Here is a 26,788-nt window from a genome sequence, read left to right on the forward strand (position 1 = left end):
CAAAAAAAAGCCGGGGTTTCGTTACCGTAAACCCCGGCTTCTGTTACGTGAAAAGGCTGGGGTAACAGTTTTTTCACATTCGACTGTGTTACCCGCACGGGTCAGCTCTCGCTGGCAACCCCGGTCTTGCGCCGTGGGATACCCAGGCGTTGGCGGCGTTCCCACAGGCATTTGCGACTCACGCCCAGCTTGCGAGCCAGTTCGGTCTCGGTCATGTGATCCTGGTGTTCCAGGACGAAATGCTGGAAGTAGTCTTCCAGTGACAGATCTTCGGTAGGCTCGTGGCTGTTGTTGTTCGCACCGCCTTGCTGAGGTGCGAGACCGATGAATTCGTCATCGTCCAGGTCGCTCAATTCAATGTCGATACCCAGCAGGTCAGCGGAAATTTCCGGGCTTTCGCACAGGATTACCGCTCGCTCCACAGCGTTTTCCAGTTCACGGACGTTACCAGGCCAGGCGTAGTGACGAATGGCCTGCTCGGCATCCGGGGCGAATTTCAGGTCGGTGCGGTTGACGCGCGCGCTCTGACGGGCAAGAAAGGCGCTGGCGATCTCGTTGACGTCCGCGCCGCGTTCGCGCAGGGGCGGCAGCTTCAGGGCGATCACGTGCAGCCGGTAATACAAGTCTTCCCGGAACTGGCCGATTTTAGCCAGGCTCTTGAGGTCTCGGTGGGTCGCCGCGATCAGGCGTACATCGACCTTTTGCGACTGGACCGAACCGACTCGACGAATTTCGCCTTCCTGGAGCACCCGCAGCAATCGCGCCTGGGCTTCCAATGGCAGTTCACCAATTTCATCGAGGAACAGCGTGCCGCCATCCGCCGCTTCCACCAGGCCGGCGCGTCCGGCGCTGGCACCAGTGAACGCGCCTTTTTCATGACCGAACAGCTCGGACTCGATCAGGCTTTCCGGAATGGCTGCGCAGTTCACTGAAATCATCGGTGCCTTGGCCCGACGGGAAAGATTATGCAGCGCCCTGGCCACCAGCTCCTTGCCAGTACCGGACTCGCCCTGGATCAGGACATTGGAGTCGGTCGGTGCCACTTTGCGAATCTTGCTGTAAAGGTCCTGCATGGGCGGGCAAGAACCGATGATGCCGATTTCGCCGTTACTGTTGCTGGCGCCTGCCTTGCCTGATGCCGCCTTGCCGTTCGTCGGTTCCGAAGGCTGGCTGGTCGCCGTTTGTCGATCGCGCAGGATCCGGGCCACGGCCTGGAGCATTTCGTCGTGGTCGAAGGGCTTGGCGATGTAGTCCACGGCACCCATTTTCATCGAGTCGACCGCCGAACGCAGGCTGGCGTAACTGGTCATGATCAGCACGGGCGTGCCCTGGCCGAGCTTGATCAGTTCGGTGCCGGGGGCGCCGGGCAGGCGCAGGTCGCTGACGATCAGGTCAAACGTTGGAATGCTGAAGCGCTCTTGTGCTTCCTGCACAGAACCGGCTTCGCTGACCTGGTACTGGTTGCGTTCCAGCAGGCGGCGCAAGGCGGAGCGGATAATTGTTTCGTCTTCGACGATCAAAATGTGCGGCATTGATTCGATTCTCTCGACGGTCTCAGTTCACAGCGGACGTCGCTTCGACATGACGTGGCAAGGTTACCCGGATACGGGTGCCGCGTTGGCTCTGAACATCGGCCGGGCTGTCGATGGTGATTTGTCCATAATGCTCTTCAACGATGGAATAGACCAGTGCGAGGCCCAGACCGGTGCCCTCGCCAGGATCCTTGGTGGTGAAGAAAGGTTCGAACAATCGGTCCATGATGTTCTGTGGGATACCGCTGCCTTCGTCTTCGACGATCAGGTCGACAGTATGTTCGAAAGCTTCGCTCTTGACGCGCACCGCACTGCCGGCCGGTGAAGCGTCGCGGGCGTTGGACAACAGGTTGATCAGCACTTGGGCGAGTCGCTGGGGGTCGCCATCGACCCAATGATCCGGATCGCACAGGTTGAAAAACTGGACTTCGAAATTGCGTCGGTTGAGCGCCAGCAGGCCTATGGCGTCCTGGGCCACTTCGGCCAGGCAGACCGGTTCGTCGTTGTGCTGGTGGCCGCCGGCATGGGCGAAACTCATCAAGGACTGGACGATGCGTGACACGCGCTTGGTCTGTTCGAGGATCTGGCCGCTGATTTCCGTCAGCTCGCCGTCGTCCTCGCGCTCTTCGCGCAGATTCTGGGCCAGGCAGGCGATGCCAGTGATGGGGTTGCCAATTTCGTGGGCGACGCCGGCGGCCAGTCGACCGATGCTGGCCAGCCGTTCGGAGTGGACCAGCTTGTCTTCGAGCATCTGGGTGTCGGTCAGGTCTTCAACCAGCAGCACCAAACCGCTGTTACCGGGCGCCAGCGGCTCGTCGATGGCCGCTTTGTGCAAGTTCAGCCAACGGGTCTGGCCGTCGAGCGCCAGGTGTTGTTTATGCAGGTGTTCGTCGGGCAGATCGATGAAGCCTTGCAGCAGACCTTTCCACGGCTCGCCCAAGGTGCTCAGGCGCGAGCCGACCACGCGCTGGGCGGCGATGCCGGTCAGCTCTTCCATGGCCTTGTTCCACATGAGGATCTCCTGATCCTTGGCCAAGGAGCAGACGCCCATCGGCAGTTCCTGCAGGGTCTGACGGTGATAGCGGCGCAGGGCATCCAGCTCGGCGGCCAGGCCGGTGAGGCGCGAATGGTAGTCCTCGAGGCGGCTTTCGATGAAGTGGATGTCTTCGGTCACGTAGTTTTCGCCGCCCGCCTTATAAGGCAGGAAGGTTTCGACCATGTCCTGGGCCACGCTGGGGCCCATCAGGCCGGACAGGTTGGCTTCGATCCGATCCCGCAAGCGGCGCAAGGCGTAGGGGCGGCGTTCATCGAATGGCAGGTAAAGGTCGCGCAGGGCCTGTTCGACTTCCTTTTGCGCGGCCTTGGCACCGAGGGGCTTGGCCAGTTGCGTAGCGAACTCTTGGGGTGAGGCGGCATGCAATTCGCGGCGTTGCGGACGACGAACGTTATCCACCGCGCAGGCTTCGGCGGCGCTGGCTTCTTCACTGCTGGCGTTGGTGAACAGTGAAATCAGGGTAAACATCAGCACGTTCGCCGCCAGCGAGGCGATGGCTGCCATGTGCCAACTGGTGTCGTCCAGCACGTAGATCATGTTCAGCAGCGGAATATAGAAACCTTGCAGGTTGCCGAGCAGCGGCAAGAGCATGGCGACCAGCCAAACCAGGATCCCCGCCAACAGCCCGGCGATAAAGCCTCGACGGTTGGCGGTTGGCCAATACAGCACCGACAGCACGCCGGGCAGGAACTGCAAGGTTGCGACGAACGCGACGATGCCCAGGTTAGCCAGGTCCTGCCCATCGCCCAGCATCAGGTAGAAGCCGTAGCCAGCCATGATGATCGCCACGATCAGCGCCCGACGAGTCCATTTCAGCCAGCGGTAGATATTTCCCTCCGCTGGCGGCTGGTACAGCGGCAGCACCAGATGATTGAGGGCCATGCCTGACAGCGCCAGCGTGGTCACGATGATCAATCCGCTGGCCGCCGACAGGCCGCCGATATAAGCCAGCAAGGCCAAGGCTTTGTTGTTCGCGGCGATGCCGATGCCCAGGGTGAAGTATTCCGGGTTGGTACTGGCGCCCAGTTTCAGCCCGGCCCAGAGGATCAGCGGCACGGCCAGGCTCATCAACAGCAGGAACAGCGGCAGGCCCCAGCTTGCACTGACCAGCGAGCGGGGATTGAGATTTTCGGTAAACGTCATGTGGTACATGTGCGGCATCACGATCGCCGAAGCGAAGAACACCAACAGCAGTGTGCGCCATGGGCCTTCTTGCAAGGGCGTGTGCAAGGCGGCGAGGGCGGTCTGGTTCTGCAGCAGCCAGAGCTCAAGCTGCTGCGGACCGTCGAATACTCCGTACAAGGCATAGAGGCCGACACCGCCGATGGCGATCAGCTTGATCACCGACTCAAAGGCGATCGCGAACACCAGGCCTTCGTGCTTTTCCCGGGTGGCGATGTGCCGGGAGCCGAAGAAAATCGTGAACAGGATGATCAGGACGCAGAAGCTCAACGCCACGCGATGCTGCACCGGTTCGCGGGTCAGGATACTGATTGAGTCAGCCACGGCCTGCATTTGCAGGGCCAACAGCGGCAAGACGCCGACCAGCATGAAGATGGTGGTCAGCGCGCCGGCCCAGGTGCTGCGGAAACGAAAGGCGAACAGGTCGGCCAGCGATGAGAGCTGGTAGGTGCGGGTGATTTTCAGGATCGGATAAAGCAGCACCGGCGCCAGCAGGAACGCACCGGAGACCCCGAGGTAGCTGGACAGAAAACCGTAGCCGTACTGATAGGCCAGGCCAACCGTGCCATAGAACGCCCAAGCGCTGGCATATACGCCCAGCGACAGGGTGTAGGTCAGCGGATGGCGGATGATCGCCCGTGGGATCATGCCTCGTTCGCTGATCCAGGCCACGCCGAACAGCACCGCCAGGTAGGCGGCGCTGATCAGGATCATCTGGGTCAGGCTAAAGCTCATCGGCATCTTTTTGGCTCTGCAGGATGAAGGTCACGACGATCAGGATCAGCCAGAGCAGATACGGCCGATACCAGGCACCCGTGGCGTCGATCCACCAATCCATGATGGCCGGGGAGAACAGGTAAATCCCCACTACCAGGAGCAGGACCAAGCGATAGATGTACATCCCGGCCTCTCTTGTTTATGCGCGTGCCCGAAAACGTGCGGCGATGGTAACGGATGGGCGCCAAGCTGCAAGGGCCGTCAACGTATTTGCGCTTCGGGCAAGGTCAGCGTGCGCGGGATCAACGTCGCATCCCAGTGACGCGAGCCCCAATCCAGCAGCTCCCGAGGGTTGGCGTCGTCCAGTTCGCAAGGCGGTTGTTGGCCCAGTGCCCTTAATGCTCGCAACAGCAGCGGCGCGGCCTGATCGGCGGCCAGCGGTGGCGAGCGGTAGCTTTTGCCGAGCTTGTGCCCGTCCGGCTGAGTAATCAACGGCACGTGCAGGTAACGCGGTTGCGGCAATCCGAGCAGCTCTTGCAGGTAGAGCTGGCGCGGCGTGGAATCCAGCAGGTCGGCGCCCCGCACGATATCGGTGACCCCCTGCCAGGCATCGTCCAGCACCACGGCCAACTGGTAGGCGTAGAGTCCGTCGCGACGGCGGATCACGAAGTCACCGGCTTCGCGACCCAAGTGCTGGCGGAACTCGCCCTGGACCCGATCGATGAAATGATATTCGAGCTCGGGGACGCGCAGGCGGATGGCGGCGTCCTCGGTGTCGTGGCCGGCGTTACGGCAGAGTCCCGGGTAAATGCCTTGATACGGTTCCAGTTGCTTGCGCGAACAGATACAGGCGTAGGCCAGGCCTTGGCTGAACAAACGATCGATAACCTGCTGGTAGGCTTCATGGCGGTCGCTCTGGCGCACCATTTCGCCGTCCCATTCAAAGCCGTAGCTTTCCAGCGCCTTGAGGATTGCCATTTGCGCGCCGGGTTCTTCCCGTGGCGGATCGAGGTCCTCCATGCGCAACAACCAGCGCCCGCCCGCCTTCCGGGCGTCCAGGTACGAGGCCAGTGCAGCGACCAGCGAGCCGAAATGCAGGTGGCCGCTTGGTGTAGGGGCGAAGCGACCGATATAGGAGGCGGTGATGGTCATAGGGCGCAGGTTACTGAGTTCAATCAGGCAGAAATAAAAATTTTGCGGTCCGATTGTCCCCGACTGGGTTTTGCCAGCTGGCGAAACGTCGGAAACAAAAAACGGAGCGTATGAACGCTCCGTTTCAATGACAGCCCCGGCGATTATTTGCCGACCTGTTTTTCCTTGATTTCCGCAAGGGTCTTGCAGTCGACGCACATGTCAGCGGTCGGGCGTGCTTCCAGTCGCTTGACGCCGATCTCTACACCGCACGACTCGCACCAGCCGTACTCTTCGTCTTCGATCAGTTGCAGAGTCTTGTCGATTTTCTTGATCAGCTTGCGCTCGCGATCGCGGGCGCGCAATTCAAGGCTGAATTCCTCTTCCTGGCTGGCACGATCGGCCGGGTCAGGGAAGTTGGCAGCGTCGTCTTTCATGTGGTCAACGGTGCGGTCGACTTCCTGCATCAAGTCCTGTTTCCACTTGTTCAGGATCTTGGTGAAGTGCGCGCGCATCGGGGCGCCCATGTACTCTTCGCCCGGTTGCGGCACGTATGGCTCAAACCCGCTGAGCGACTGATTTTGATTCTGCTTTGCTTGGGTGGGCATGAATGGACCGCCTCTACTCTTGTAATCCACTACGCAGGATTGCTCCATCACCGACACCTGCCGGCCCTGCGGCTGCAAGCGGGCGAACTTACCAGATCAAATCGGGCCGCGCTACTCCCGGTTGTCGAGCCTGGGACGCTCGGGGCCTGCAAAAGGTGGCCAGGTTCGCTTCGGTGGGGACGTAATCCTGCTTAATGCTTGATTCTAGTCAAGCCTGGACCAATCGCCGGAACCATTTCCAGCGATCTACGGGCTAGGACCGTTTTCGATTGGCGCTCGTTCCCGCACCGGTTCCGGAGTTGGGTAGAATCGGTTCTTTTCAGGCGAAGGAAGGCTAATGGCCCAGCCCTACAGTGCACGCAGCCGTGCCATCGAACCTTTCCATGTCATGGCGCTGCTGGCGCGCGCCAACGAATTGCAGGCCGTCGGGCACGATGTCATTCACTTGGAGATCGGCGAGCCGGACTTCACCACCGCCGAGCCAATCATCCGTGCCGGCCAGGCCGCCCTGGCAGCGGGCAAGACCCGCTACACCGCTGCGCGGGGCATTCCCGAACTGCGCGAGGCGATCGCCGGTTTTTATGCTCAGCGCTACGGCGTGGACATCGATCCCCGGCGCGTCCTGGTCACTCCGGGTGGCTCTGGCGCGTTGCTGCTGACCAGCGCCTTGCTGGTGGATCCAGGCAAGCATTGGCTGCTGGCCGACCCCGGCTATCCGTGCAACCGCCACTTCCTGCGCTTGATCGAAGGCGCGGCGCAACTGGTGCCGGTGGGGCCGGACGTACGCTATCAGTTGACTCCAGAGCTGGTGGATCGCCAATGGGACCAGGACAGTGTTGGCGCGTTGGTGGCATCGCCGGCCAATCCGACCGGGACGATCCTCAACCGCGATGAACTGGCCGGTCTGTCGAAGGCCATCAAGGCGCACAACGGCCATCTGGTGGTGGATGAGATCTATCACGGCCTGACCTATGGCACCGATGCCGCCAGCGTGCTGGAAGTCGATGACGATGCCTTTGTCCTTAATAGTTTTTCCAAGTATTTCGGCATGACCGGTTGGCGGCTCGGTTGGCTGGTGGCTCCTTCGGCGGCCATCGGTGAGTTGGAGAAGCTCGCGCAGAACCTCTACATCAGTGCGCCGAGCATGGCCCAGTACGCGGCCTTGGCCTGTTTCGAACCGGCAACCATCGAGATTTTCGAGCAGCGTCGGGCCGAGTTCGCGCGGCGCCGCGACTTCCTGCTGCCCGCCTTGCGTGGGTTGGGGTTCGGCATTGCGGTCGAGCCTCAAGGCGCGTTTTACCTGTATGCCGACATCAGCGCATTCGGCGGCGATGCCTTTGCGTTCTGCCAGCATTTTCTTGAAACCGAACACGTGGCGTTCACGCCGGGACTGGATTTCGGTCGCCATCAGGCCGGCCACCATGTGCGTTTCGCCTATACCCAAAGCCTGCCGCGGCTTCAGGAAGCGGTGGAGCGAATTGGACGTGGATTAAGGAGCTGGCAAGGCTGATGCGTTTTTCCCCTGATTTGGAAGAAGGACGGCTGATTCGACGTTACAAGCGTTTCTTGGCCGATATCGAGACCGTTCACGGCGAACTGTTGACGATTCACTGCCCTAACACCGGTTCGATGCTCAATTGCATGGCCGAGGGCGCGCGCGTCTGGTTCAGCCGCTCCAGCGACCCCAAGCGCAAGTTGCCCGGCACCTGGGAGATCGGCGAAACCCCACAGGGACGGTTGGCCTGCATTAATACGGCGCGAGCCAACGCCCTGGTCGAGGAAGCGCTGCGCGCCGGTGTCATCCGCGAACTGAACGGTTTTACCGGGTTGAAGCGGGAAGTCGCCTATGGCGTGGAAAACAGTCGTATCGACTTTCGATTGGACTACGCTGATCACAGTTCGGCCTGGGTCGAGGTCAAGAGCGTCACCCTGGGTTTCGCCGGGACGAACGTGGCGGCGTTTCCCGATGCGGTGACACTGCGCGGTGCCAAGCACCTGAGGGAGCTTGCCTGTCTGGCCCGGCAAGGCGTGCGGGCGGTGCAGTTGTATTGCGTGAACCTGAGCGGCATCGACGCGGTGCGCCCGGCGCAGGAAATCGATCCTGTCTATGCCGCCGCGTTGCGCGAGGCGGTGGCAGCAGGGGTGGAAGTACTGGCTTATGGCGTGACCTTGACGCCGCAGCAGATGTGGGTGGATCGCCCGCTGCCGGTGCTGTTGGAACCGCTACAGGTCGACCCAGAGGCCTTGCTCGTCCTCCCGACTTTCTAGCGCCGCGAGGGATTGGCCTGCACAAGGCCCCGCGACGCATTCGCCGCTTTCAATCAGAAACAGCGCGCCATGGGTGGCGCACTGGATCAGGCTGGCGCTGGCGTCGAGGAACTGGTCAGGTTGCCATTCCAATGGCACGCCGCGATGCGGGCATCGATTCACATAGACGTACGCCTGGCCTGCACGGCGCACGGCCAGCAACTTGCGCCCCTCGATGTCGAAGCCGCGACTGCCGTTGTCGAGCAGTTCGGCGGCGGCACACAGAAATTTCATGTCGTTCTCGAACGGTGAGCGGGCTCGCTCGATTTGGATGTGTCGGGAAGTGTCTGCGCTTGACGGTCAAATGAAAACAATTATCAAATGGCGCCTCCTTTGCAGGTGACAAGGATACTGGGTCCGAAGGGTTCCATGTTCAGCCCTGCAAAAAACATCCTTGAGGAAGCTGCCTGATGCGCCTGAATGTTCGCCTTGCTGCGCTCTGTCTCATCCTGCTCGCCAGCCAGCAAGCGCTGGCGGCCGATCTGCCGCAACGCTGGGTAAGCGCTGGCGGTGCCTTGTCGGAGTGGGTCAGTGCGCTGGGCGGGGAATCGAAACTGGTGGGGGTGGACACCACCAGCCAGCATCCCGAATCGTTGCGGGCGCTTCCCAGTATTGGCTATCAGCGACAGCTCTCGGCGGAGGGCTTGTTGAGCTTGCGTCCGCAGATCCTGGTGGGCACTGAGGAAATGGGGCCGCCTCCGGTGCTGGCGCAAATCCGCAGCGCCGGGGTGCAAGTCGAACTGTTCTCGGCGGCGCCGAGCCTGGCGGCGCTGCAAGCCAACTTGCGGCACTTGGGACAATTGCTGGGCGCCGAGACCAGGGCCGCGGCCTTGTTCGATGGTTATCAACAGCAACTCGCCGAGCACGGCGCCCGGTTAAATGAAGTCCGGCTCAAGCAAAAGCCGCCGGGCGTATTGCTGCTGGTGGGCAATGCTGGCGGCAAGACGCTGATCGCTGGCAAGGACACCGCCGCCGATTGGCTGCTGCAACAGGCCGGTGGCGAAAATTTGGCGACTCACAGCGGTTACAAACCTTTTTCCGTGGAAACCTTGGCCAGTCTGAATCCTGAGGTGCTGGTCTTCGCTGATCGTGCCTTGAGCGGAAAAGAAGCCCGCGGGGCGATGTTCAAGGAAAACCCAATCCTGTCTTCGACCCCAGCCGCCAAGGACGGGCGCGTCATGGAGCTGGATCCGACGTTACTGGTCGGCGGATTAGGCCCCAGATTGCCGCAAAGCCTGGAGGCGTTGACGAACGGGTTCTACCCGGCCAAGAAGCCATGACGACATTGGTCAAGCCGCGGGCGTTGTTCATCGGCCTGGGACTGCTGTGTCTGTTGGCGATCTGGCTGTCCCTGGCCTTGGGGCCGGTAAGCTTGCCCCTGTTCGATACCGCGCGTGCCGCCTTGCGCCTGTTGGGACTGCCGGTTGCCGCCGATGGGCTGGAGCAGGCCGAGCTGATCCTTGGCCAGATTCGCCTGCCGCGCACCTTGCTCGGGCTGGCGGTGGGCGGCGTATTGGCGCTTTCCGGTGTGGCGATGCAGGGGCTGTTTCGCAACCCCCTGGCCGATCCGGGGCTGGTAGGCGTATCCAGCGGTGCGGCGCTGGGTGCCGCTTTTGCGATTGTCGGTGGCTCGGCGCTGGGCGGGTTGCCCGAAGCGTTGGGGCCCTACGTGTTGTCGTTGTGTGCGTTTATCGGCGGGCTCGGGGTGACGGCGCTGGTCTATCGCCTTGGCCGGCGCAACGGCCAGACGCATGTCGCCACCATGCTCCTGGCGGGTATTGCCCTGACCGCGCTGTCCGGCTCGGCGGTCGGCTTGTTCACTTACCTGGCGGACGATGCGACGTTGCGGACCCTGACGTTCTGGAACCTGGGCAGCTTGAACGGGGCCAGCTATGCGCGGTTATGGCCTTTGCTGCTGGTCAGCGCAGGCGTGGCGATCTGGTTGCCACGTCGAGCGCGGGCACTCAATGCATTGCTGCTCGGCGAGTCTGAAGCCGCGCACCTGGGCATTGATGTCGAACGGCTCAAGCGGGAGTTGGTGTTCTGCACGGCATTGGGCGTTGGGGCAGCGGTCGCGGCGGCTGGAATGATCGGCTTTGTCGGGTTGGTGGTGCCGCATCTGGTGCGGCTGATGGCCGGCCCCGACCATCGCATCCTGTTGCCCGCCTCCGTGCTGGCCGGCGCGAGCCTGCTGTTGTTTGCCGACCTGGTGGCGCGCCTGGCGTTGGCTCCCGCTGAATTGCCAATTGGCATTGTCACGGCTTTCATAGGGGCGCCGTTCTTTCTTTATCTATTGCTAAGAGGGCGCGCCTGATGTTGCGAGCGCAGGACTTGCACATCCATCGCGGCCGGCAAACCGTATTGGCGCAGGTCGACCTGGAACTCATTCCTGGCGAAGTGCTGGGTGTGCTCGGCCCCAATGGCGCGGGTAAAAGCACTTTGCTCGCCGGGTTGTGCGGCGAGTTGCGCCCGGACCAGGGACAGGTTTGGCTGGATGACCGGCCCTTGGCCCAATGGGACGGTACCGAGCGTGCCCGGCGCCTGGCAGTGTTGCCACAATCCTCGACGCTGGATTTCGCGTTCCGTGTAGAAGAAGTGGTCGGCATGGGACGCCTGCCTCATCAGAGCGGCCTGGTGCGTGATGCGCAGATCATCGAGTCGGCATTGCAGGCCGCCGACGCCGCGCATCTGCAAGGCCGCAACTACCTGACCCTGTCTGGCGGCGAGCGCCAGCGGGTGCACTTGGCGCGCGTGCTGGCGCAGTTATGGCCGGGAGAAGCGGGGCAAACCTTGTTGCTGGACGAGCCGACCTCGATGCTCGATCCGCTGCATCAGCACACCATATTGCAAGCGGTGCGTGAGTTTGCCGGTCGCGGCGCTGCGGTGTTGGTCATCCTGCATGACCTGAACCTGGCGGCGCGCTACTGTGATCGCCTGTTGCTGCTCGCCTCGGGCCGTCCGGTGGCCCTGGACACGCCCCGGCAAGTGCTGCGCCCGGAGCCGCTCAAGGCGGTGTTTGGCCTGGAGGTGCTGGTGCAAACTCATCCTGAGCGCGGGCATCCATTGATCATTGCCCGCTGAGGTTACTTGGAGAACGTCGATGCGCCTGTTGCTTGTGCTGGCTTTGAGTCTGTTGTCGGCGTGTCAAACGGTTGCACCGCTACCGGTTGACGGGCGGATCCGCGATCTGCACAACGGCCAATCCGTCACACCACAAATGCTGGTTGAGCGGCTGGCAACGGCTCCTCGGGTGGTGCTGGGGGAGCAGCACGACAATCGTGACCACCATGCGCTGCAAGGCTGGTTGCTCCAGGCCTTGGCCACCCAGCGTGCCCAAGGCAGCGTGCTCTTGGAAATGCTGACGCCGCGCCAGCAGCCGCGGGTCGACGCGGTTCGCCGGTTACCTGCCTTGCCCGGGGATCTGCCCGATGCACTGGATTGGTCGCCGGGTTGGGATTGGAGCCTGTATGGGCCAGTCGTCGAGTTCGTCCTGGCGCAGCCTTATCCGGTATTGGCGGCCAATCTTGATAACGACGAAATCCGGCAGGTCTATCGCCGGGCTCCCGCCTTGAACGGTGTCCATGCCAATACGGCCGCTGTGAAAACCGTGCTGCTGGAGCAAATCCGCGAATCCCACTGCGATCTGCTGCCGGAATCGCAAATGCCGGCGATGTTGGCTGTCCAGCAGCAGCGTGACCGGCGCATGGCCGAGCGATTGCTTGAGGCGCCGACACCTGCGTTGTTGCTCGCCGGCGCCTGGCACGCCAGAAGGGATGTCGGCGTGCCGTTGCATGTACTTGATCTGGGAAGCAGCGACGCGCCAGTTGTCCTGATGCTGGCCGAAGAGGGCAGTGAGGTCACGGCGGCCATGGCGGATTATGTATGGTACACCCCGGCTACGCCCCCTCAGGATTACTGCGCACAGATGCGCGAACAGCAGCAAAAGTGATTCTCGCGGGCAAAAAAAAGACCCGGCAAAAGCCGGGTCAAATAACCGTGATTAGCCTGATGAGGAGATATCTGAGAGTCCGAACCAAGGGCTGTTCAAATATCGACCAGTCTCGCGACTGGATGTGGTAATCATAGCGATTCTCATTACCAAGTCAAACACTGTTTTTCGATTTCCCGAATTCTTGGGCTGCAACAATGCGCATGCGTACGAAATGGTCAGGCTTTGTGGCGCGCCGCCAGGGCGTCCAGCTGTTTATTAAGGGCTTCCTTGCGCTCAGGGGGAATATCATTCCAATGCATGTCCATCAGCGCGCCCTCGATGGCGTACAGCAATACCTTGGATGCGCGAAAGCCGCGAGTGCGAACGGCGCGGTAGGCGTCCACCGCACCGAGCCGACGAAGGTCCGAGGCGCTGTGAATGCCGGCGGCGTGCAGCCATTGGGCTGATGTCTTGCCCAGGTTCTTCAGGTGTTGCAGTTCATCATTCATCGAGCCTCCTTGCGAACGGCCGACTGGTGCAGTGGGCAAGCTTCACAGGAGTGTAGCGCTCAGTAGGAAAAGCGTGATTCTTTGGTGGGATGCGGCGCAAAGCTTCTAATGCATTACGCACGATAAGGGCGGAAGGTAAGCAAGGCGTGTCGCCCAGCGCGGGCGGGGGCGCTGGAGATCGTGGGAAGCCGCAGCCGCGATTACGAGGTTCAGCGAGTGCGATAGCGCAGCCGAGTACCAAAATTCATCGACATCAGGATCTCGTCGGCAGACAGCTCGGGCGGAAAGTAGGCACCGGAAATCTGGGCGTGGGCGAGGCTCGCGCCTTCCAACGACGACTTGCGAAAATCGACGCCACGCAGATCGGCGGAACGGAAGTAGGCGTCAGTGAAGTCCACGTCTTCGGCGTTCAGTTCGCGAAGGTCAAGGCCACGGAAGTCGCCGCCGCGCATGTCGATCGGACCCTTTGGGCGTTCGGTGTTGAAGCCTGTAATGTCGTCTTTGCGCAACAAGGCATATAGCGGCGTGTCGAGAAGCTTGGGATGGCTCATTTCATATCACCGGTTGGTTTTATGACGCCAGTATACTGCCACTATTTGGCGACCGTGAAGCCGGGTGTCGCTTCACGATCGAAATAGTTGCTTACAAGCCCGGCAAGCGTTGGCGGATTTGTGCGACCACGACATCCAGCGTGCCGCTTTCGTTGGTCTGAACCCGCTTGCTGCAGAGAATTTCAGCCGGGGTCAACGCTTCGCGGCTGGCCTGTTGGGCGGCAATGACGGCCAGGTTTGCGTCGGAGGGATCTTTCTGGTCCGCTTGGCGCTGGGCGAGCCTGCTTTCGATCACTGCTTGCGGTGCGTCGCAGTCCAGGATCAGGAAAGGCGCGCCCGTGCCCTCGGCAACCTTGGCCGCCGCGTCGCGTTGGCCTTGCTTGAGGTAAGTGGCATCGACCACTACCGGGAACCCCGCATGCAGGATCACGTCGGCGATTTCATGCAGGCGGGCGTACGTCGCGCTGCTGGCATCGCTGCTATAAATGCCGGCCTGTGGGTCGTTCGCTACTTGCTGCTCACCGAACAGGCGCTTGCGCTCCACGTCCGAGCGCAGGCGAATCGCACCCAGTGCCTCGACCAGGCGCATCGCAACGTGGCTTTTGCCGACGGCCGAAACGCCGTGGGTAATAGCAAGGAAGCGCGACGGAATGGTGCTGTAGCTTTCGGCCAGGTTGGCGTAGTTGCGGTATTGGCGCAGGGTGGTGGCGCGTTGTACCGGGTCGGCTTCGGCGGGCATGCTGAACAGCGCGACCTTGGCGCGAACCAGTGCGCGGTAGGCTTTATAGAAGTTGAGCAGCTCCAGGCCCCGGTAATCGCCCGTCAGTTCCAGGTACTGGCTGACGAACCGCCGCGCCAACGACTTGAGACCGCGGTCTTCCAGGTCCATCGCCAGGAAGGCGGTGTCGGCGTAGACGTCGGTGAAGCGGAATGGCTCGTTGAATTCGATGCAATCGAAAATCACCACGTTGCCGTCGATCAGGGTGACGTTGCCCAGATGGATGTCGCCGTGGCATTCACGGGTGAAGCCTTCGGCCTTGCGCTGTGCCAGCAGCGGCTCGAGGCGTTCGAAGCTGCTTTGGGCCCAGGCTTGCAGGGCTTCAAGTTGCAGCAGGTCTGCCTTGTCGCTGAGGAATGGGCGGATCTGTTCGAAGTTCTGTCGCACTGGCGCCATGACGCTGTCCGGTGTACCTGCGGCGTTATCGGCGGGCACCTTGGGCGTCGAGAGGTGGAATTGGGCAATCTGCGCGGCCATTTCGTCGATATGCGCAGTGGTGAGCTCGCCGTTGGCTTGCAGCGTGCTGAGCAATTGGCTCTGGGGGAACTGACGCATCTTCAGGGCGTATTCGATGGCCGGGCCGTCGCCGCCCAGGCTTGGCGCTTCGGTGCTGCCGGTAATAGGCAGCACTTCCAGGTACAGATCCTGGGTCAAGCGCTGGTTCAGGCGCAACTCTTCGCCACAGAAATGCTTGCGTGCCTCGAGGCTGGTGAAATCAAGGAAGCCGAAGTTGACCGGCTTCTTGAATTTGTAAGCGTAGGGCCCCGTGAGCAACACCCAGGAAATATGGGTCTCGATGACCTGGAACCCTTCGACGGGATGCGGGAAAAGGGCAGGGTTTTGCAGGGCAGCGATCAGTGATTGGCTCACGGGCGATCCTTCAGAGTCTGGAAAAATTCAAGGCCGTCATTATGGCGGCAAGCGGCGCTAACGCAAACCGGATGGCCTGTGTGGTTGGGCTCATGTTGAAGCGCAGCAAAGTGCGTATAATCCGCCGCCATGACTCGTACCCGATCCCCCCGCACCCCTAAAAAACCACCCGCCAGCCGCTTGCGGCCTTGGCTGGGCTGGGCCCTTAAACTCGGCCTGGTGGGCCTCGTCGTGCTCGCCGGTTTCGCCGTTTACCTCGACGCCGTGGTCCAGGAGAAATTCTCCGGCAAGCGCTGGACCATACCGGCCAAGGTCTACGCTCGGCCGCTAGAGCTGTTCGTCGGACAGAAGCTGAGCCGGGATGATTTCCTGACCGAACTCGATGCTTTGGGTTATCGCCGTGAAAGCGTTGCCAATGGCCCGGGCGCGGCCTCGATCAATGGCAATACCGTCGACCTCAATACTCGCGGCTTCCAGTTTTATGAAGGGATGGAGCAGGCGCAACCGGTGCGGGTGCGTTTCTCCGGCGATTACGTGGCCGCGCTGACCGGCGCCAACAACGCCAAGCTGTCCGTGGTGCGCCTTGAGCCGCTATTGATCGGCGGCTTGTACCCCAAGAACCTCGAAGACCGGATTCTGATCAAGATCGACCAGGTGCCGCCGTTCTTGCTCGAGACCCTGATCGCTGTCGAGGACCGGGATTTCTATCATCACTTTGGCGTCTCGCCCAAGTCGATTGCCCGGGCCGTCTGGGTCAATACATCCTCCGGCCACATGCGCCAGGGCGGTAGTACGCTGACGCAACAGCTGGTCAAGAACTTCTACCTGACCAACGAGCGCAGCCTGACCCGAAAGCTGACCGAAGCAATGATGGCGTTGTTGCTGGAGCTGCACTACAGCAAGCCGGAGATTCTTGAGGCGTACCTCAATGAGGTGTTCGTCGGCCAGGACGGCCAGCGGGCGGTGCATGGCTTTGGCCTGGCGAGCCAATTCTTCTTCAGCCAGCCTTTGTCGGAGCTGAAGCTGCACCAGGTCGCGTTGCTGGTGGGCATGGTCAAGGGGCCGTCTTCCTACAACCCGCGTCGCAATCCGGAACGTGCGCTCGAGCGACGCAACCTGGTGCTGGATCTGTTGCAGCAACAAGGCGTGGCAACAGCCGAGCAGGTCGAGGCGGCGAAAAAGATGCCGTTGGGCGTGACCAAGCGCGGCAGCCTGGCGGACAGCTCATTCCCCGGTTTCATGGACCTGGTCAAGCGTCAGCTGCGCGAAGACTACCGTGACGAAGACTTGACCGAAGAAGGCCTGCGGATCTTCACCAGTTTCGACCCGATCCTGCAGATGAAGGCCGAGGCTTCGGTCAACGATACCTTCAAGCGATTGGCGGGGCGCAAGGGCTCCGATGAAGTTGAAGCCGCCATGGTGGTGACCAACCCGGAAACCGGTGAAGTGCAGGCGATGATCGGCAGCCGACAGGCCAATTATGCTGGCTTCAACCGGGCATTGGACGCCGTGCGCCCGATCGGCTCGTTGATCAAGCCCGCGGTTTACCTGACCGCCCTGGAAAAACCGAGCCAATACACGCTGACCAGTTGGCTGTCCGACGAGTCATTTTCGATCAAGGGCGCGGACGGTCAGGTCTGGACGCCGCAAAACTATGATCGTCGTCCCCACGGGACGGTGTTCCTGTATCAAGGCCTGGCGCATTCCTACAATCTGTCGACTGCTCGGCTCGGGCTGGAAGTCGGTGTGCCAAACGTGCTCAAGACCCTGGCGCGCTTGGGAGTGACTCGCGAATTCCCGGCGTTCCCATCGATGCTGTTGGGGGCCGGTGGCCTTACACCAATCGAAGTGGCGGCCATGTACCAGACCCTGGCCAACGGCGGCTTCAATACCCCGATGCGCGGCATTCGCAGTGTGCTCACAGCTGACGGCGAGCCACTCAAGCGTTATCCGTTCCAGGTCCAGCAGCGCTTCGATCCTGCTTCCATTTACCTGATCCAGAGCGCCATGCAGCGGGTCATGCGTGAAGGCACCGGCAGCTCGGTCTACAACGTGCTTCCCCGGACCCTGACGCTGGCGGGCAAGACCGGCACCAGTAACGATTCGCGCGACAGTTGGTTTGCCGGTTTCAGCCAGGATTTGCTGGCGGTGGTCTGGCTTGGACGTGACGATAACGGCAAGACGCCGTTCACCGGCGCCACCGGTGCGTTGCAGGTGTGGACGAGTTTCATGCGCAAGGCCGATCCGTTGCCGCTGGATATGCCGCAGCCGGACAACATCGTCCAGGCCTGGGTCGATTCGCGCACCGGACAAGGCTCCGACGCCAATTGCCCGGGCGCCGTCCAGATGCCGTATATTCGCGGCAGCGAACCGCCGCCCGGCCCAGCATGCGGCGGTCAGAATCCCGCCGAATCGGTGATGGATTGGGTCAAGGACTGGATGAATTAAGCAAAGAGGGTTTCAAGTGAACAAGTGGTTGATTCCAGCGGTAACCGCCGTGGCTTTGCTCAGTGGTTGCTCTACCGTACAGCGCGGTTCGATTCCGGTTGTCGACTCCGGCACCGCCGTGTCCAATAGCGAGCGCGTCTCGGCCAACGGTGGTTTCCGTCAAACGACGGTCAAGCGTCCGATGCCAGGCCAGGTCCAGGCGATTCCCCAGGGCGACACGGGCGTTGTGGTCATGGTGCCGGGAGGCGGCGCAACCACGTCGGCACCGATCAGCAGCGCGCCGATCACGCCGGGTCCCATCACGCCCGGCCCTGTCGAGACCTCGCCGATCGACCAGGGCAGCTACAACATGCCGTCGACGCCGAGCAGCATTCCTTCGGCCAGTTCGGGTGGCTTGTCCGCCGATGAGCAACTGGACGGCCCGGTGTTGGCACTGTTGACCACTGCTCAACAGCAGCAGGCCGGCGGTGACCTCAATGGTGCATCTTCCAGCCTCGAGCGCGCCCAGCGTGTAGCGCCGCGCGAACCTCAGGTCCTTTATCGACTGGCGCAGGTGCGCATGGCCCAGGGTGATGCGCCGCAAGCCGAACAACTGGCCCGTCGCGGCCTGACATTCTCCAGCGGTCGCCCGGCACTTCAAGCAAGTCTTTGGGAGCTGATTGCCCAGGCTCGCGAGAAGCAAGGCGATTCCGCAGGCGCGGCACTGGCTCGCCAGAAGGCCAAGGTTTCACTCTGATGGACGTGCGTTTTCCCCAGATCGCCGATCAATTGCTGCTGATCGAGCGTGAACTGCGTGTCCAGGGTTGGTGGAGCGATGTTTCCCCCTCGGCCGAGGCGCTGGCGAGTGTCGAGCCGTTCGCGGTCGACACCCTGGATTTCGAGCAATGGCTGCAATGGATCTTCTTGCCGCGGATGAAGGCCATCCTCGAGCAGGATCTTCCGTTGCCGAATGCCTCAGGGATTCAGGAAATGGCCGAAATGGTCTTCGCTGCTCGTAATGTGCAGGGCAAGGACCGGCAGTTGCAGGTCCTGCTAAAAGAGTTCGACCAGTTGATCAGTGACGCCAGCTGACTGCCTTTACTGGCAGTGTTCTTCGACCTGGGTACGGGTCTCATCGATGCGCTGGCGCCGCTCTTCATCCGTGAGGCGGCGCATTTCGCCTTCCACGTCCTCCCGCACCCTGGGGTTGTTCTGCAATTGCGCCAGGTTGGTCCGGGCCTGTTCGCAGAACGCCTTGAGTTGGGCTTCCTGTTCCTCGACTTGCTGTTTCACCTTTTGGTCGATGGCTTTCTGGTCGCCAATTACCCCGCCCGACGCGGGCGCCGGTGGTTTGGGCACCGGAGGGGAAGATTTGCCCACCGTCGTGGCCTGCACCCCTTCGGGCGGCTGGGCGCCAAAGTGCGTAACGCCTTGGGCATCCACCCATTTATAGATCTGGCCGGCCATGCTCATCGGGCTCAGGCCAACCAGCAGGCTGGCCGTCAGAAGGATCATTCGCATGCTGTTTCCTTGTCCTGGGTTGCGCAATTGAAGCTAACAGAGTAGCCGTTTAAAGGTTTTTTCTTGCGTTCTCATGTGCTTACTTCAATAAAGCACATTGACGACTTGACTTGCAGAGGGCGAAACAGAAGAATCCAAAGTCCGCTGTAGAGGGACTGCCAGAAGCAGACCCACTCGGCAGATCATGAGGCGCACATCCGCGCCGACCTGTTACACCCGCAACGCGTTACCTCGCGCTGGGTGGGAAAAGCCCGCAACACTTGGGACGATCCCAATACTTGCTCAGTCAGTGCTGACGTAGTCGGCGACCACCGTCGCTCATGCTCTGCCGAGAAGTAAACCTATTAAGACCCGTCCCCTTTTCGTGGGTCGGTATTCTGGCGTTTTAGAGGTGAACAACGTGGAGCTTTTATCTGGCGGTGAGATGCTCGTCCGCTTCTTGCGTGACGAAGGCGTCAAATATATCTACGGGTACCCCGGTGGTGCTCTTCTTCATGTCTACGATGCCCTGTTCAAAGAACCGGAAGTGACCCACATCCTGGTTCGTCATGAGCAAGCGGCCACCCACATGGCTGACGGCTATGCCCGTGCCACCGGCAAGGCCGGCGTGGTTCTGGTGACATCCGGCCCTGGCGCCACGAACGCTATTACCGGTATTGCCACGGCCTACATGGACTCGATTCCCATGGTGATCATTTCCGGCCAGGTGCCTAGCACCATGGTGGGTACCGACGCGTTCCAGGAAACCGACATGATCGGTATCTCCCGGCCGATCGTGAAGCACAGCTTCATGATCAAGCATGCGTCGGAAATCCCGGAAGTCATGAAGAAAGCGTTCTACCTGGCCGAGTCCGGTCGTCCGGGCCCGGTGGTGGTCGACGTGCCGAAAGACATGACCAACCCGGCCGAGAAATTCGAGTACATCTACCCGAAAAAAGCCAAGCTGCGCTCATACAGCCCGGCGGTACGTGGTCACTCTGGGCAAATTCGCAAGGCCGCCGAAATGCTCCTGGCGGCCAAGCGCCCCGTGCTTTATGCGGGTGGCGGTGTAATTCTCGGTGGTGGCTCCGCGCCGCTGACCGAATTGGCCAAGATGCTCAACCTGCCGGTCACCAACACGCTGATGGGGCTTGGCGCCTACCCGGGCACTGATCGTCAGTTCATCGGTATGCTCGGCATGCATGGCAGCTACACCGCCAACCTGGCGATGCACCATGCCGATGTGATCCTGGCGGTTGGCGCGCGTTTCGATGACCGTGTCATCAACGGTCCGGCGAAATTCTGCCCGAACGCCAAGATCATCCACATCGACATCGACCCGGCGTCGATCTCCAAGACCATCAAGGCAGACGTGCCGATTGTCGGTCCGGTAGAGAGCGTGCTGACCGAGATGGTCGCCATCCTCAAGGAAATCGGCGAGGCTCCGAACAAGGAATCCGTGGCCGCCTGGTGGAAGCAGGTTGATGAGTGGCGTGGCGATCGTGGCCTGTTCCCTTACGACAAGGGCGACGGCAGCGTGATCAAGCCGCAAACCGTCATCGAGACCCTGTGCGAGGTGACCAAGGGCGATGCCTTCGTGACCTCCGACGTGGGTCAGCACCAGATGTTCGCGGCGCAATATTACAAGTTCAACAAACCCAACCGTTGGATCAACTCCGGCGGCCTGGGCACCATGGGCTTCGGCTTCCCGGCGGCCATGGGCGTCAAGTTGAGCTTTCCAGACAGCGATGTCGCCTGCGTCACGGGCGAAGGCAGCATCCAGATGAATATCCAGGAGCTGTCGACCTGCTTGCAGTACGGTTTGCCGGTGAAGATCGTCAACCTGAACAACGGCGTGCTGGGCATGGTTCGCCAGTGGCAGGATATGAGTTATGGCAGTCGTCACTCGCATTCCTACATGGAATCGCTGCCGGACTTCGTCAAGCTGGTCGAGGCCTATGGCCACGTGGGCATCCGCATCACCGACCTGAAAGATTTGAAATCCGGGCTTGAAGAAGCATTCGCGATGAAGGATCGCCTGGTATTCCTCGACATCAAGGTCGATACCAGCGAGCACGTCTACCCGATGCAGATCAAAGACGGCTCCATGCGTGATATGTGGCTGAGCAAGACGGAGCGTACCTAATCATGCGACATATTATTTCCCTGCTTCTGGAAAACGAACCGGGTGCGCTGTCTCGTGTAGTGGGCCTGTTCTCGCAGCGCAACTACAACATCGAAAGCCTGACCGTGGCACCGACGGAGGACCCGACCCTGTCGCGTCTGACGCTGACCACCGTGGGCCACGATGAAGTCATCGAGCAGATCACCAAGAACCTGAACAAGCTGATCGAGGTGGTCAAGCTGGTGGACCTGTCGGAAAGCGCTCACATCGAGCGTGAACTGATGCTGGTCAAGGTCAAGGCCACCGGCGCCCAACGCGCCGAGATCAAACGTACTACCGATATTTATCGTGGGCAGATCGTCGATGTCAGCGCCAGCGTCTATACCGTTCAGTTGACCGGTACCAGCGACAAGCTCGACAGCTTCATCCAATCGATCGGCACTGCCTCGATTCTCGAAACCGTACGCAGTGGCGTCACCGGGATTGCCCGTGGCGACAAAGTACTGAGCATCTAAACCAAATTAGCGAATGGCCTGAATGGCCGGATATAGGGGAAATTCATGAAAGTTTTCTATGATAAAGATTGCGACCTGTCGATCATCCAGGGCAAGAAAGTCGCCATCATCGGCTACGGCTCCCAGGGTCACGCCCAGGCGTGCAACCTGAAAGACTCCGGCGTTGACGTGACCGTGGGCCTGCGTAAAGGCTCGGCCACCGTTGCCAAGGCCGAGGCCCATGGCCTGAAAGTCACCGACGTGGCTTCCGCTGTTGCCGCTGCCGATCTGGTCATGATCCTGACCCCGGACGAGTTCCAGTCCGCGCTGTACAAGAATGAAATCGAGCCGAACATCAAGAAGGGCGCCACCCTGGCCTTCTCCCACGGCTTCGCGATCCACTACAACCAAGTCGTGCCACGTGCCGACCTCGACGTGATCATGATCGCGCCGAAAGCTCCGGGCCACACCGTACGTTCCGAGTTCGTCAAGGGCGGCGGTATCCCTGACCTGATCGCGATCTACCAGGACGCGTCCGGCAACGCCAAGAACGTAGCCCTGTCCTACGCTGCCGGTGTCGGTGGCGGTCGTACCGGCATCATCGAAACCACTTTCAAGGACGAGACCGAAACCGACCTGTTCGGCGAGCAAGCCGTTCTGTGCGGTGGTACCGTCGAGCTGGTGAAGGCCGGTTTCGAAACCCTGGTCGAAGCGGGCTACGCGCCAGAAATGGCTTACTTCGAGTGCCTGCACGAACTGAAGCTGATCGTTGACCTCATGTACGAAGGCGGTATCGCCAACATGAACTACTCGATCTCCAACAACGCTGAATACGGCGAGTACGTGACCGGTCCGGAAGTCATCAACGCCGAATCCCGCCAGGCCATGCGCAACGCCCTGAAACGTATTCAGGACGGCGAATACGCCAAGATGTTCATCAGCGAAGGCGCCACCGGCTATCCTTCGATGACCGCCAAGCGTCGTAACAACGCCGCTCACGGTATCGAAATCATCGGTGAGCAACTGCGCTCCATGATGCCGTGGATCGGTGCCAACAAGATCGTCGACAAAGCCAAGAACTGAGTCGCGAGCTTGATTGAAAAAACGCGGCCCAGGCCGCGTTTTTTCGTTTGGGCATCGGCTTCTGGTATAAAGCTGCATCGTTTGCGGCCGAACCGTCGTCCCAGACACCTGTCGAACTTTTCACACCGTTGCAAGGTATTGTCCATGAGCGAACGTCCCGACGAGCCGAACCAGGCTCCTGACGCCGAAAGCCTGTTGCCTATCGACGAGCATGTCGAAGAAGGCCATGACGCTGAAGGCCGTAAGGTCCGGCATCGTGGCATCTATCTGCTGCCGAACCTGTTCACCACCGCGAACCTGTTCGCCGGTTTCTATTCCATCATCAGTTCCATGAGCGCCCAGGCCGCTTTGAGCGCTGGCGACAGCTCCGGCGCGAGTCGCTATTTCGCTTTTGCCGCCATCGCGATATTTGTCGCCATGGTGCTTGATGGCCTGGACGGGCGGGTGGCCCGCATGACCAATACCCAGAGCGCATTCGGCGCCGAATACGATTCGCTGTCCGACATGGTTGCGTTCGGTGTCGCCCCGGCCTTGCTGGCGTTTGGCTGGGCCCTGGGCGACATGGGCAAGGTCGGTTGGATGGTTGCCTTCATCTATGTCGCCGGTGCTGCACTGCGCCTGGCGCGTTTCAACACCCAGGTCGGCACCGCCGACAAGCGTTACTTCATTGGTCTTGCCAGTCCGGCGGCGGCGGGTGTCGTGGCGGGGGTGGTCTGGGCATTCAGCGACTTTGGCATCCAGGGGTCGAAGATGTCCTTCCTGGTGGCTTTACTGGTCGCGGCGGCGGGGATGTTGATGGTCAGTAACATCAAGTACAACAGCTTCAAGGAGCTCGATCTCAAGGGACGCGTGCCGTTCGTGGCGATCCTGGCTGTGGTGCTGGTTTTTGCCGTGGTATTCAGTGATCCGCCGCGTATCTTGTTGTTGGTATTCCTCGCCTATGCGGCTTCCGGCCCAGTGCAATATTTGTTGCGTCTTCGCCGACGCTAAATGTTGCCTTAATGTAATTTCACCCATACTCCGCAGTCTATTGGTGCATCTGCCCCCAACGCTGCGGAGTCGTCATGCTGATCAAGATCCCCAAGTCGTCCGACTGTCGCGAGTCGGACGTCACGCCTGAATCGATCTATCTTTCCCGTCGCCAGATGCTCGGTGCGACCATGGCGGGTCTCGCCGTGAGCAGTTTGCCGCAGTGGGCCAGCGCTGCCGATGCGGCGCGTTATGCCGATGTCGAGCCCGGCAACGCGCCGTCCTGGTTAGCCGAAAAACTTACTTCTACCCAATGGGGCGCTGTGACGGTCAAGGATGAGCCGATCACGCCGTTCAAGGATGCCACCCACTACAACAATTTCTATGAGTTCGGGACCGATAAGGGTGATCCGGCGGCCAACGCTGGATCGCTACAAACCGAGCCCTGGAGCGTGGTTGTGGACGGTGAGGTAAGCAAGCCGGGGCGCTATGGGTTGGAAGACTTCATGAAGCCTTATCAGTTGGAGGAGCGGATTTACCGACTGCGCTGTGTCGAGGCCTGGTCGATGGTCATTCCTTGGGTCGGCTTCCCCATCTCCGCATTGCTCAAGCAAGTCGAGCCTACATCCAGCGCCAAGTACATACGCTTCGAAACCTTGCAGGATCCCAAGGTCATGCCGGGGCAGCGTTCAGGCTTTGCGTTAATCGACTGGCCATATGTGGAAGGCCTGCGATTGGACGAGGCAATGAACCCGCTGGCTATCCTGGCGGTTGGCATGTACGGGCGGGAGTTGCCGAACCAGAACGGCGCGCCCCTGAGGTTGGTGGTTCCATGGAAGTACGGTTTCAAAAGTGTGAAGTCCATTGTGCGCATCAGTTTGGTGAGCGAGCAGCCGAAGACCACGTGGCAAAGCATTGCGTCTGACGAGTACGGCTTCTATGCCAACGTCAATCCAACAGTCGATCATCCGCGCTGGACCCAGGCGCGCGAACGTCGTCTGCCGAGCGGGCTGCTCCGTCCCAATGTCCGCGATACGTTGATGTTCAACGGCTATCAGGATGAAGTCGCTTCCTTATATGCGGGGATGGATTTAAGGAAGGACTACTGATGCGTTTCCTTGCGTGGCGGATCGGCGTATTCCTCGGGACGGCAGTCTGGCCGTTGCTCTGGCTCTACGAGGCCTTGGTGGATTCGCTGGGGCCGGACCCAGGCAAGGTGCTGGTGGATCGGCTCGGGTTGGGGACGCTGATCCTGTTGTTGATTACCTTGAGCATGACGCCACTGCAGAAGTTGACGGGGTGGGCGGGGTGGATCGCGGTCAGGCGCCAGTTGGGGTTGTGGTGCTTCGCTTATGTTGTGCTGCATTTGAGCGGATACGCGGCGTTCATACTAGGTTTCGACTGGTCGCAGTTGGGAGTCGAGCTGAGCAAGCGGCCTTACATCATTGTTGGGGCGCTTGGGTTCCTCGGTTTGCTGGTGTTAACGGTCACGTCCAATCGTTATAGCCAGCGGCGATTGGGTGTCCGCTGGAAGAAATTGCATCGCCTGGTTTATCCAATTCTAGGGCTTGGGTTACTGCATATGCTGTGGATCGTGCGTGCGGATCTCAAGGAGTGGGCGATATACGCCTTGATAGGTGCCTTGCTATTAGTGCTGAGGCTTCCTTCGGTTACGCGCCGGATCCCGCGTTTGCTGGGCAAGAAAGTCCCTTCTGCAATAAAAGCGAAATAAAGGGTTGACGGCAAATCCTGGGTGTCTATAATTCGCCCCACTTCCGGCGCAGTCGAAACGGAAAACTCCTTGAGTTTCAAAGGGTTAAGTAGGTTTCGATGTGGGCGGGCTTCAGTTCATCGAAGCACGGAAGGAGTGGGTAGGGCGGTGTTGTTTGGCCCTGTCGACGGTTCGATCTTCTCGGTCGAAAGCGGTGTAAAAGAGGTGTTGACAGCAGCGACTAACGCTGTAGAATTCGCCTCCCGCTAACGAGAGATCGAAAGCGCAAGTGGTTGAAGTTGTTAAGGATTTCCAAGCGAAACTTTGAAAACTTCTAAAAATAACCGCTTGACAGATACACGGGGCGCTGTAGAATGCGCGCCTCGGTTGAGACGAAAGACTCAGCCAACCGCTCTTTAACAACTGAATCAAGCAATTCGTGTGGGTGCTTGTGGAGTCAGACTGCTAGTCAACAGATTATCAGCATCGCAAGTTACTCCGCGAGAAATCAAAGATGTAACCAACGATTGCTGAGCCAAGTTTAGGGTTTTCTCAAAACCCAAAGATGTTTGAACTGAAGAGTTTGATCATGGCTCAGATTGAACGCTGGCGGCAGGCCTAACACATGCAAGTCGAGCGGTAGAGAGGTGCTTGCACCTCTTGAGAGCGGCGGACGGGTGAGTAATGCCTAGGAATCTGCCTGGTAGTGGGGGATAACGCTCGGAAACGGACGCTAATACCGCATACGTCCTACGGGAGAAAGCAGGGGACCTTCGGGCCTTGCGCTATCAGATGAGCCTAGGTCGGATTAGCTAGTTGGTGGGGTAATGGCTCACCAAGGCGACGATCCGTAACTGGTCTGAGAGGATGATCAGTCACACTGGAACTGAGACACGGTCCAGACTCCTACGGGAGGCAGCAGTGGGGAATATTGGACAATGGGCGAAAGCCTGATCCAGCCATGCCGCGTGTGTGAAGAAGGTCTTCGGATTGTAAAGCACTTTAAGTTGGGAGGAAGGGCATTAACCTAATACGTTGGTGTCTTGACGTTACCGACAGAATAAGCACCGGCTAACTCTGTGCCAGCAGCCGCGGTAATACAGAGGGTGCAAGCGTTAATCGGAATTACTGGGCGTAAAGCGCGCGTAGGTGGTTCGTTAAGTTGGATGTGAAATCCCCGGGCTCAACCTGGGAACTGCATTCAAAACTGTCGAGCTAGAGTATGGTAGAGGGTGGTGGAATTTCCTGTGTAGCGGTGAAATGCGTAGATATAGGAAGGAACACCAGTGGCGAAGGCGACCACCTGGAC

General features: G+C 60.3%; 25 protein-coding genes and 1 rRNA gene (1 of these 26 running past the window's edge). 16 read left to right on the forward strand and 10 right to left on the reverse strand.

The window, feature by feature from the left end:
- Positions 1 to 101: 101 nt before the first annotated feature.
- The 5 genes from HU742_RS21140 to dksA all read right to left on the reverse strand — a co-directional run bounded on the left by HU742_RS21140 (position 102) and on the right by dksA (position 6,224).
- Entirely contained in the window at positions 102 to 1,532 is a 1,431-nt protein-coding gene (locus tag HU742_RS21140) for a sigma-54-dependent transcriptional regulator (protein ID WP_186645152.1), read from the reverse strand.
- Positions 1,533 to 1,554: 22 nt separating this feature from the next.
- Positions 1,555 to 4,509, reverse strand: a complete 2,955-nt coding sequence (locus HU742_RS21145; RefSeq protein ID WP_186641529.1) for a sensor histidine kinase — start codon at positions 4,507 to 4,509, stop codon at positions 1,555 to 1,557.
- On the reverse strand, positions 4,493 to 4,669 hold the full coding sequence (locus HU742_RS21150; RefSeq protein ID WP_003176118.1) for a hypothetical protein: 177 nt from the start codon (positions 4,667 to 4,669) through the stop codon (positions 4,493 to 4,495). Before HU742_RS21150 ends, HU742_RS21145 begins: the two co-directional genes overlap by 17 nt.
- Before the next feature lie 77 nt (positions 4,670 to 4,746).
- Positions 4,747 to 5,631 carry a tRNA glutamyl-Q(34) synthetase GluQRS gene (gene gluQRS, locus HU742_RS21155; RefSeq protein WP_186641564.1) on the reverse strand — a complete coding sequence of 295 codons (885 nt, stop codon included), beginning with the start codon at positions 5,629 to 5,631 and terminating at the stop codon, positions 4,747 to 4,749.
- A gap of 149 nt (positions 5,632 to 5,780) precedes the next feature.
- Entirely contained in the window at positions 5,781 to 6,224 is a 444-nt protein-coding gene (gene dksA, locus HU742_RS21160) for an RNA polymerase-binding protein DksA (RefSeq protein ID WP_186613120.1), read from the reverse strand.
- A gap of 337 nt (positions 6,225 to 6,561) precedes the next feature.
- Between dksA and HU742_RS21165 the strand changes: the two genes are divergently transcribed.
- Positions 6,562 to 7,734: a pyridoxal phosphate-dependent aminotransferase gene (locus HU742_RS21165; RefSeq protein ID WP_186645150.1), complete on the forward strand. Its 1,173-nt coding sequence runs from the start codon at positions 6,562 to 6,564 to the stop codon at positions 7,732 to 7,734.
- Positions 7,734 to 8,492 (forward strand): DNA/RNA nuclease SfsA, encoded by a 759-nt coding sequence (sfsA, locus tag HU742_RS21170; RefSeq protein ID WP_186641527.1) that lies wholly within the window; start codon positions 7,734 to 7,736, stop codon positions 8,490 to 8,492. The genes HU742_RS21165 and sfsA overlap by 1 nt, the downstream gene beginning before the upstream one ends.
- Here sfsA and HU742_RS21175 read toward each other — a convergent pair.
- On the reverse strand, positions 8,448 to 8,765 hold the full coding sequence (locus tag HU742_RS21175) for a Rieske (2Fe-2S) protein (protein WP_186641526.1): 318 nt from the start codon (positions 8,763 to 8,765) through the stop codon (positions 8,448 to 8,450). The two genes, sfsA and HU742_RS21175, sit on opposite strands and share 45 nt — an antisense overlap.
- A 176-nt stretch (positions 8,766 to 8,941) precedes the next feature.
- On the opposite strand from HU742_RS21175, the gene HU742_RS21180 reads away from it, so the two are divergent.
- From HU742_RS21180 to HU742_RS21195, 4 genes are read left to right on the forward strand one after another with little or no spacing between them, the layout of a single operon-like run.
- Positions 8,942 to 9,811 carry a heme/hemin ABC transporter substrate-binding protein gene (locus tag HU742_RS21180; RefSeq protein ID WP_186645148.1) on the forward strand — a complete coding sequence of 290 codons (870 nt, stop codon included), beginning with the start codon at positions 8,942 to 8,944 and terminating at the stop codon, positions 9,809 to 9,811.
- 50 nt (positions 9,812 to 9,861) lie between these two features.
- The gene (locus tag HU742_RS21185) at positions 9,862 to 10,845 is read left to right on the forward strand and encodes a FecCD family ABC transporter permease (RefSeq protein ID WP_186641562.1); all 984 of its coding nucleotides are present in this window, start codon (positions 9,862 to 9,864) and stop codon (positions 10,843 to 10,845) included.
- Complete coding sequence (locus HU742_RS21190) at positions 10,845 to 11,612, forward strand: heme ABC transporter ATP-binding protein (protein ID WP_186641523.1); 768 nt, start codon at positions 10,845 to 10,847, stop codon at positions 11,610 to 11,612. The genes HU742_RS21185 and HU742_RS21190 overlap by 1 nt, the downstream gene beginning before the upstream one ends.
- Positions 11,613 to 11,631: 19 nt before the next feature.
- Positions 11,632 to 12,480 (forward strand): ChaN family lipoprotein, encoded by an 849-nt coding sequence (locus HU742_RS21195; protein WP_186641521.1) that lies wholly within the window; start codon positions 11,632 to 11,634, stop codon positions 12,478 to 12,480.
- A 218-nt stretch (positions 12,481 to 12,698) separates the two neighbouring features.
- Here HU742_RS21195 and HU742_RS21200 read toward each other — a convergent pair whose 3' ends face one another.
- The 3 genes from HU742_RS21200 to HU742_RS21210 form a co-directional block, all read right to left on the reverse strand.
- Positions 12,699 to 12,971: a TfoX/Sxy family protein gene (locus HU742_RS21200; RefSeq protein WP_186641519.1), complete on the reverse strand. Its 273-nt coding sequence runs from the start codon at positions 12,969 to 12,971 to the stop codon at positions 12,699 to 12,701.
- Positions 12,972 to 13,180: 209 nt separating this feature from the next.
- Positions 13,181 to 13,522 (reverse strand): pentapeptide repeat-containing protein, encoded by a 342-nt coding sequence (locus HU742_RS21205; RefSeq protein ID WP_186613136.1) that lies wholly within the window; start codon positions 13,520 to 13,522, stop codon positions 13,181 to 13,183.
- A 91-nt stretch (positions 13,523 to 13,613) separates the two neighbouring features.
- Entirely contained in the window at positions 13,614 to 15,170 is a 1,557-nt protein-coding gene (locus HU742_RS21210) for an AAA family ATPase (protein WP_186641517.1), read from the reverse strand.
- Between the two features lie 129 nt (positions 15,171 to 15,299).
- Between HU742_RS21210 and mrcB the strand changes: the two genes are divergently transcribed.
- The 3 genes from mrcB to HU742_RS21225 are packed head-to-tail and all read left to right on the forward strand — an operon-like array spanning position 15,300 to position 18,689.
- Positions 15,300 to 17,618 (forward strand): penicillin-binding protein 1B, encoded by a 2,319-nt coding sequence (gene mrcB / locus HU742_RS21215; RefSeq protein WP_186641515.1) that lies wholly within the window; start codon positions 15,300 to 15,302, stop codon positions 17,616 to 17,618.
- Between the two features lie 16 nt (positions 17,619 to 17,634).
- On the forward strand, positions 17,635 to 18,354 hold the full coding sequence (locus HU742_RS21220; protein WP_186645146.1) for a tetratricopeptide repeat protein: 720 nt from the start codon (positions 17,635 to 17,637) through the stop codon (positions 18,352 to 18,354).
- Entirely contained in the window at positions 18,354 to 18,689 is a 336-nt protein-coding gene (locus HU742_RS21225; protein ID WP_186641511.1) for a YqcC family protein, read from the forward strand. Before HU742_RS21220 ends, HU742_RS21225 begins: the two co-directional genes overlap by 1 nt.
- A gap of 6 nt (positions 18,690 to 18,695) precedes the next feature.
- Here HU742_RS21225 and HU742_RS21230 read toward each other — a convergent pair whose 3' ends face one another.
- The gene (locus HU742_RS21230; RefSeq protein WP_186645144.1) at positions 18,696 to 19,118 is read right to left on the reverse strand and encodes a DUF4124 domain-containing protein; all 423 of its coding nucleotides are present in this window, start codon (positions 19,116 to 19,118) and stop codon (positions 18,696 to 18,698) included.
- A gap of 400 nt (positions 19,119 to 19,518) precedes the next feature.
- Here HU742_RS21230 and HU742_RS21235 point away from each other — a divergent pair, with 400 nt between their 5' ends.
- The 7 genes from HU742_RS21235 to HU742_RS21265 form a co-directional block, all read left to right on the forward strand.
- Complete coding sequence (locus tag HU742_RS21235) at positions 19,519 to 21,243, forward strand: acetolactate synthase 3 large subunit (RefSeq protein WP_186641507.1); 1,725 nt, start codon at positions 19,519 to 19,521, stop codon at positions 21,241 to 21,243.
- A 2-nt stretch (positions 21,244 to 21,245) separates the two neighbouring features.
- The gene (gene ilvN, locus HU742_RS21240) at positions 21,246 to 21,737 is read left to right on the forward strand and encodes an acetolactate synthase small subunit (RefSeq protein ID WP_003176102.1); all 492 of its coding nucleotides are present in this window, start codon (positions 21,246 to 21,248) and stop codon (positions 21,735 to 21,737) included.
- Positions 21,738 to 21,782: 45 nt separating this feature from the next.
- Complete coding sequence (gene ilvC, locus HU742_RS21245; protein WP_003185459.1) at positions 21,783 to 22,799, forward strand: ketol-acid reductoisomerase; 1,017 nt, start codon at positions 21,783 to 21,785, stop codon at positions 22,797 to 22,799.
- A gap of 144 nt (positions 22,800 to 22,943) precedes the next feature.
- Positions 22,944 to 23,789, forward strand: coding sequence for a CDP-diacylglycerol--serine O-phosphatidyltransferase (pssA, locus tag HU742_RS21250; RefSeq protein WP_186641505.1), 846 nt, complete (start codon positions 22,944 to 22,946; stop codon positions 23,787 to 23,789).
- A gap of 74 nt (positions 23,790 to 23,863) precedes the next feature.
- The gene (gene msrP / locus HU742_RS21255; RefSeq protein WP_186645142.1) at positions 23,864 to 24,877 is read left to right on the forward strand and encodes a protein-methionine-sulfoxide reductase catalytic subunit MsrP; all 1,014 of its coding nucleotides are present in this window, start codon (positions 23,864 to 23,866) and stop codon (positions 24,875 to 24,877) included.
- Entirely contained in the window at positions 24,877 to 25,500 is a 624-nt protein-coding gene (msrQ, locus tag HU742_RS21260; RefSeq protein WP_186641501.1) for a protein-methionine-sulfoxide reductase heme-binding subunit MsrQ, read from the forward strand. The genes msrP and msrQ overlap by 1 nt, the downstream gene beginning before the upstream one ends.
- A 550-nt stretch (positions 25,501 to 26,050) precedes the next feature.
- Positions 26,051 to 26,788, forward strand: a 16S ribosomal RNA gene (locus HU742_RS21265); it runs 799 nt beyond the window's last position.

Source organism: Pseudomonas marvdashtae (assembly GCF_014268655.2).
GTDB classification, from domain to species: Bacteria; Pseudomonadota; Gammaproteobacteria; order Pseudomonadales; family Pseudomonadaceae; genus Aquipseudomonas; species Aquipseudomonas marvdashtae.

Excerpts from the sequence above, each read along its gene's own strand:
- HU742_RS21140 (WP_186645152.1), bottom strand. The coding sequence starts at position 1,532 with ATGCCGCACATTTTGATCGTCGAAGACGAAACAATTATCCGCTCCGCC.
- HU742_RS21145 (WP_186641529.1), bottom strand. The coding sequence starts at position 4,509 with ATGCCGATGAGCTTTAGCCTGACCCAGATGATCCTGATCAGCGCCGCC.
- HU742_RS21150 (WP_003176118.1), bottom strand. The coding sequence starts at position 4,669 with ATGTACATCTATCGCTTGGTCCTGCTCCTGGTAGTGGGGATTTACCTG.
- dksA (WP_186613120.1), bottom strand. The coding sequence starts at position 6,224 with ATGCCCACCCAAGCAAAGCAGAATCAAAATCAGTCGCTCAGCGGGTTT.
- HU742_RS21165 (WP_186645150.1), top strand. The coding sequence starts at position 6,562 with ATGGCCCAGCCCTACAGTGCACGCAGCCGTGCCATCGAACCTTTCCAT.
- sfsA (WP_186641527.1), top strand. The coding sequence starts at position 7,734 with ATGCGTTTTTCCCCTGATTTGGAAGAAGGACGGCTGATTCGACGTTAC.
- HU742_RS21175 (WP_186641526.1), bottom strand. The coding sequence starts at position 8,765 with ATGAAATTTCTGTGTGCCGCCGCCGAACTGCTCGACAACGGCAGTCGC.
- HU742_RS21180 (WP_186645148.1), top strand. The coding sequence starts at position 8,942 with ATGCGCCTGAATGTTCGCCTTGCTGCGCTCTGTCTCATCCTGCTCGCC.
- HU742_RS21190 (WP_186641523.1), top strand. The coding sequence starts at position 10,845 with ATGTTGCGAGCGCAGGACTTGCACATCCATCGCGGCCGGCAAACCGTA.
- HU742_RS21195 (WP_186641521.1), top strand. The coding sequence starts at position 11,632 with ATGCGCCTGTTGCTTGTGCTGGCTTTGAGTCTGTTGTCGGCGTGTCAA.
- HU742_RS21200 (WP_186641519.1), bottom strand. The coding sequence starts at position 12,971 with ATGAATGATGAACTGCAACACCTGAAGAACCTGGGCAAGACATCAGCC.
- HU742_RS21205 (WP_186613136.1), bottom strand. The coding sequence starts at position 13,522 with ATGAGCCATCCCAAGCTTCTCGACACGCCGCTATATGCCTTGTTGCGC.
- mrcB (WP_186641515.1), top strand. The coding sequence starts at position 15,300 with ATGACTCGTACCCGATCCCCCCGCACCCCTAAAAAACCACCCGCCAGC.
- HU742_RS21225 (WP_186641511.1), top strand. The coding sequence starts at position 18,354 with ATGGACGTGCGTTTTCCCCAGATCGCCGATCAATTGCTGCTGATCGAG.
- HU742_RS21230 (WP_186645144.1), bottom strand. The coding sequence starts at position 19,118 with ATGCGAATGATCCTTCTGACGGCCAGCCTGCTGGTTGGCCTGAGCCCG.
- ilvN (WP_003176102.1), top strand. The coding sequence starts at position 21,246 with ATGCGACATATTATTTCCCTGCTTCTGGAAAACGAACCGGGTGCGCTG.
- ilvC (WP_003185459.1), top strand. The coding sequence starts at position 21,783 with ATGAAAGTTTTCTATGATAAAGATTGCGACCTGTCGATCATCCAGGGC.
- pssA (WP_186641505.1), top strand. The coding sequence starts at position 22,944 with ATGAGCGAACGTCCCGACGAGCCGAACCAGGCTCCTGACGCCGAAAGC.
- msrP (WP_186645142.1), top strand. The coding sequence starts at position 23,864 with ATGCTGATCAAGATCCCCAAGTCGTCCGACTGTCGCGAGTCGGACGTC.
- msrQ (WP_186641501.1), top strand. The coding sequence starts at position 24,877 with ATGCGTTTCCTTGCGTGGCGGATCGGCGTATTCCTCGGGACGGCAGTC.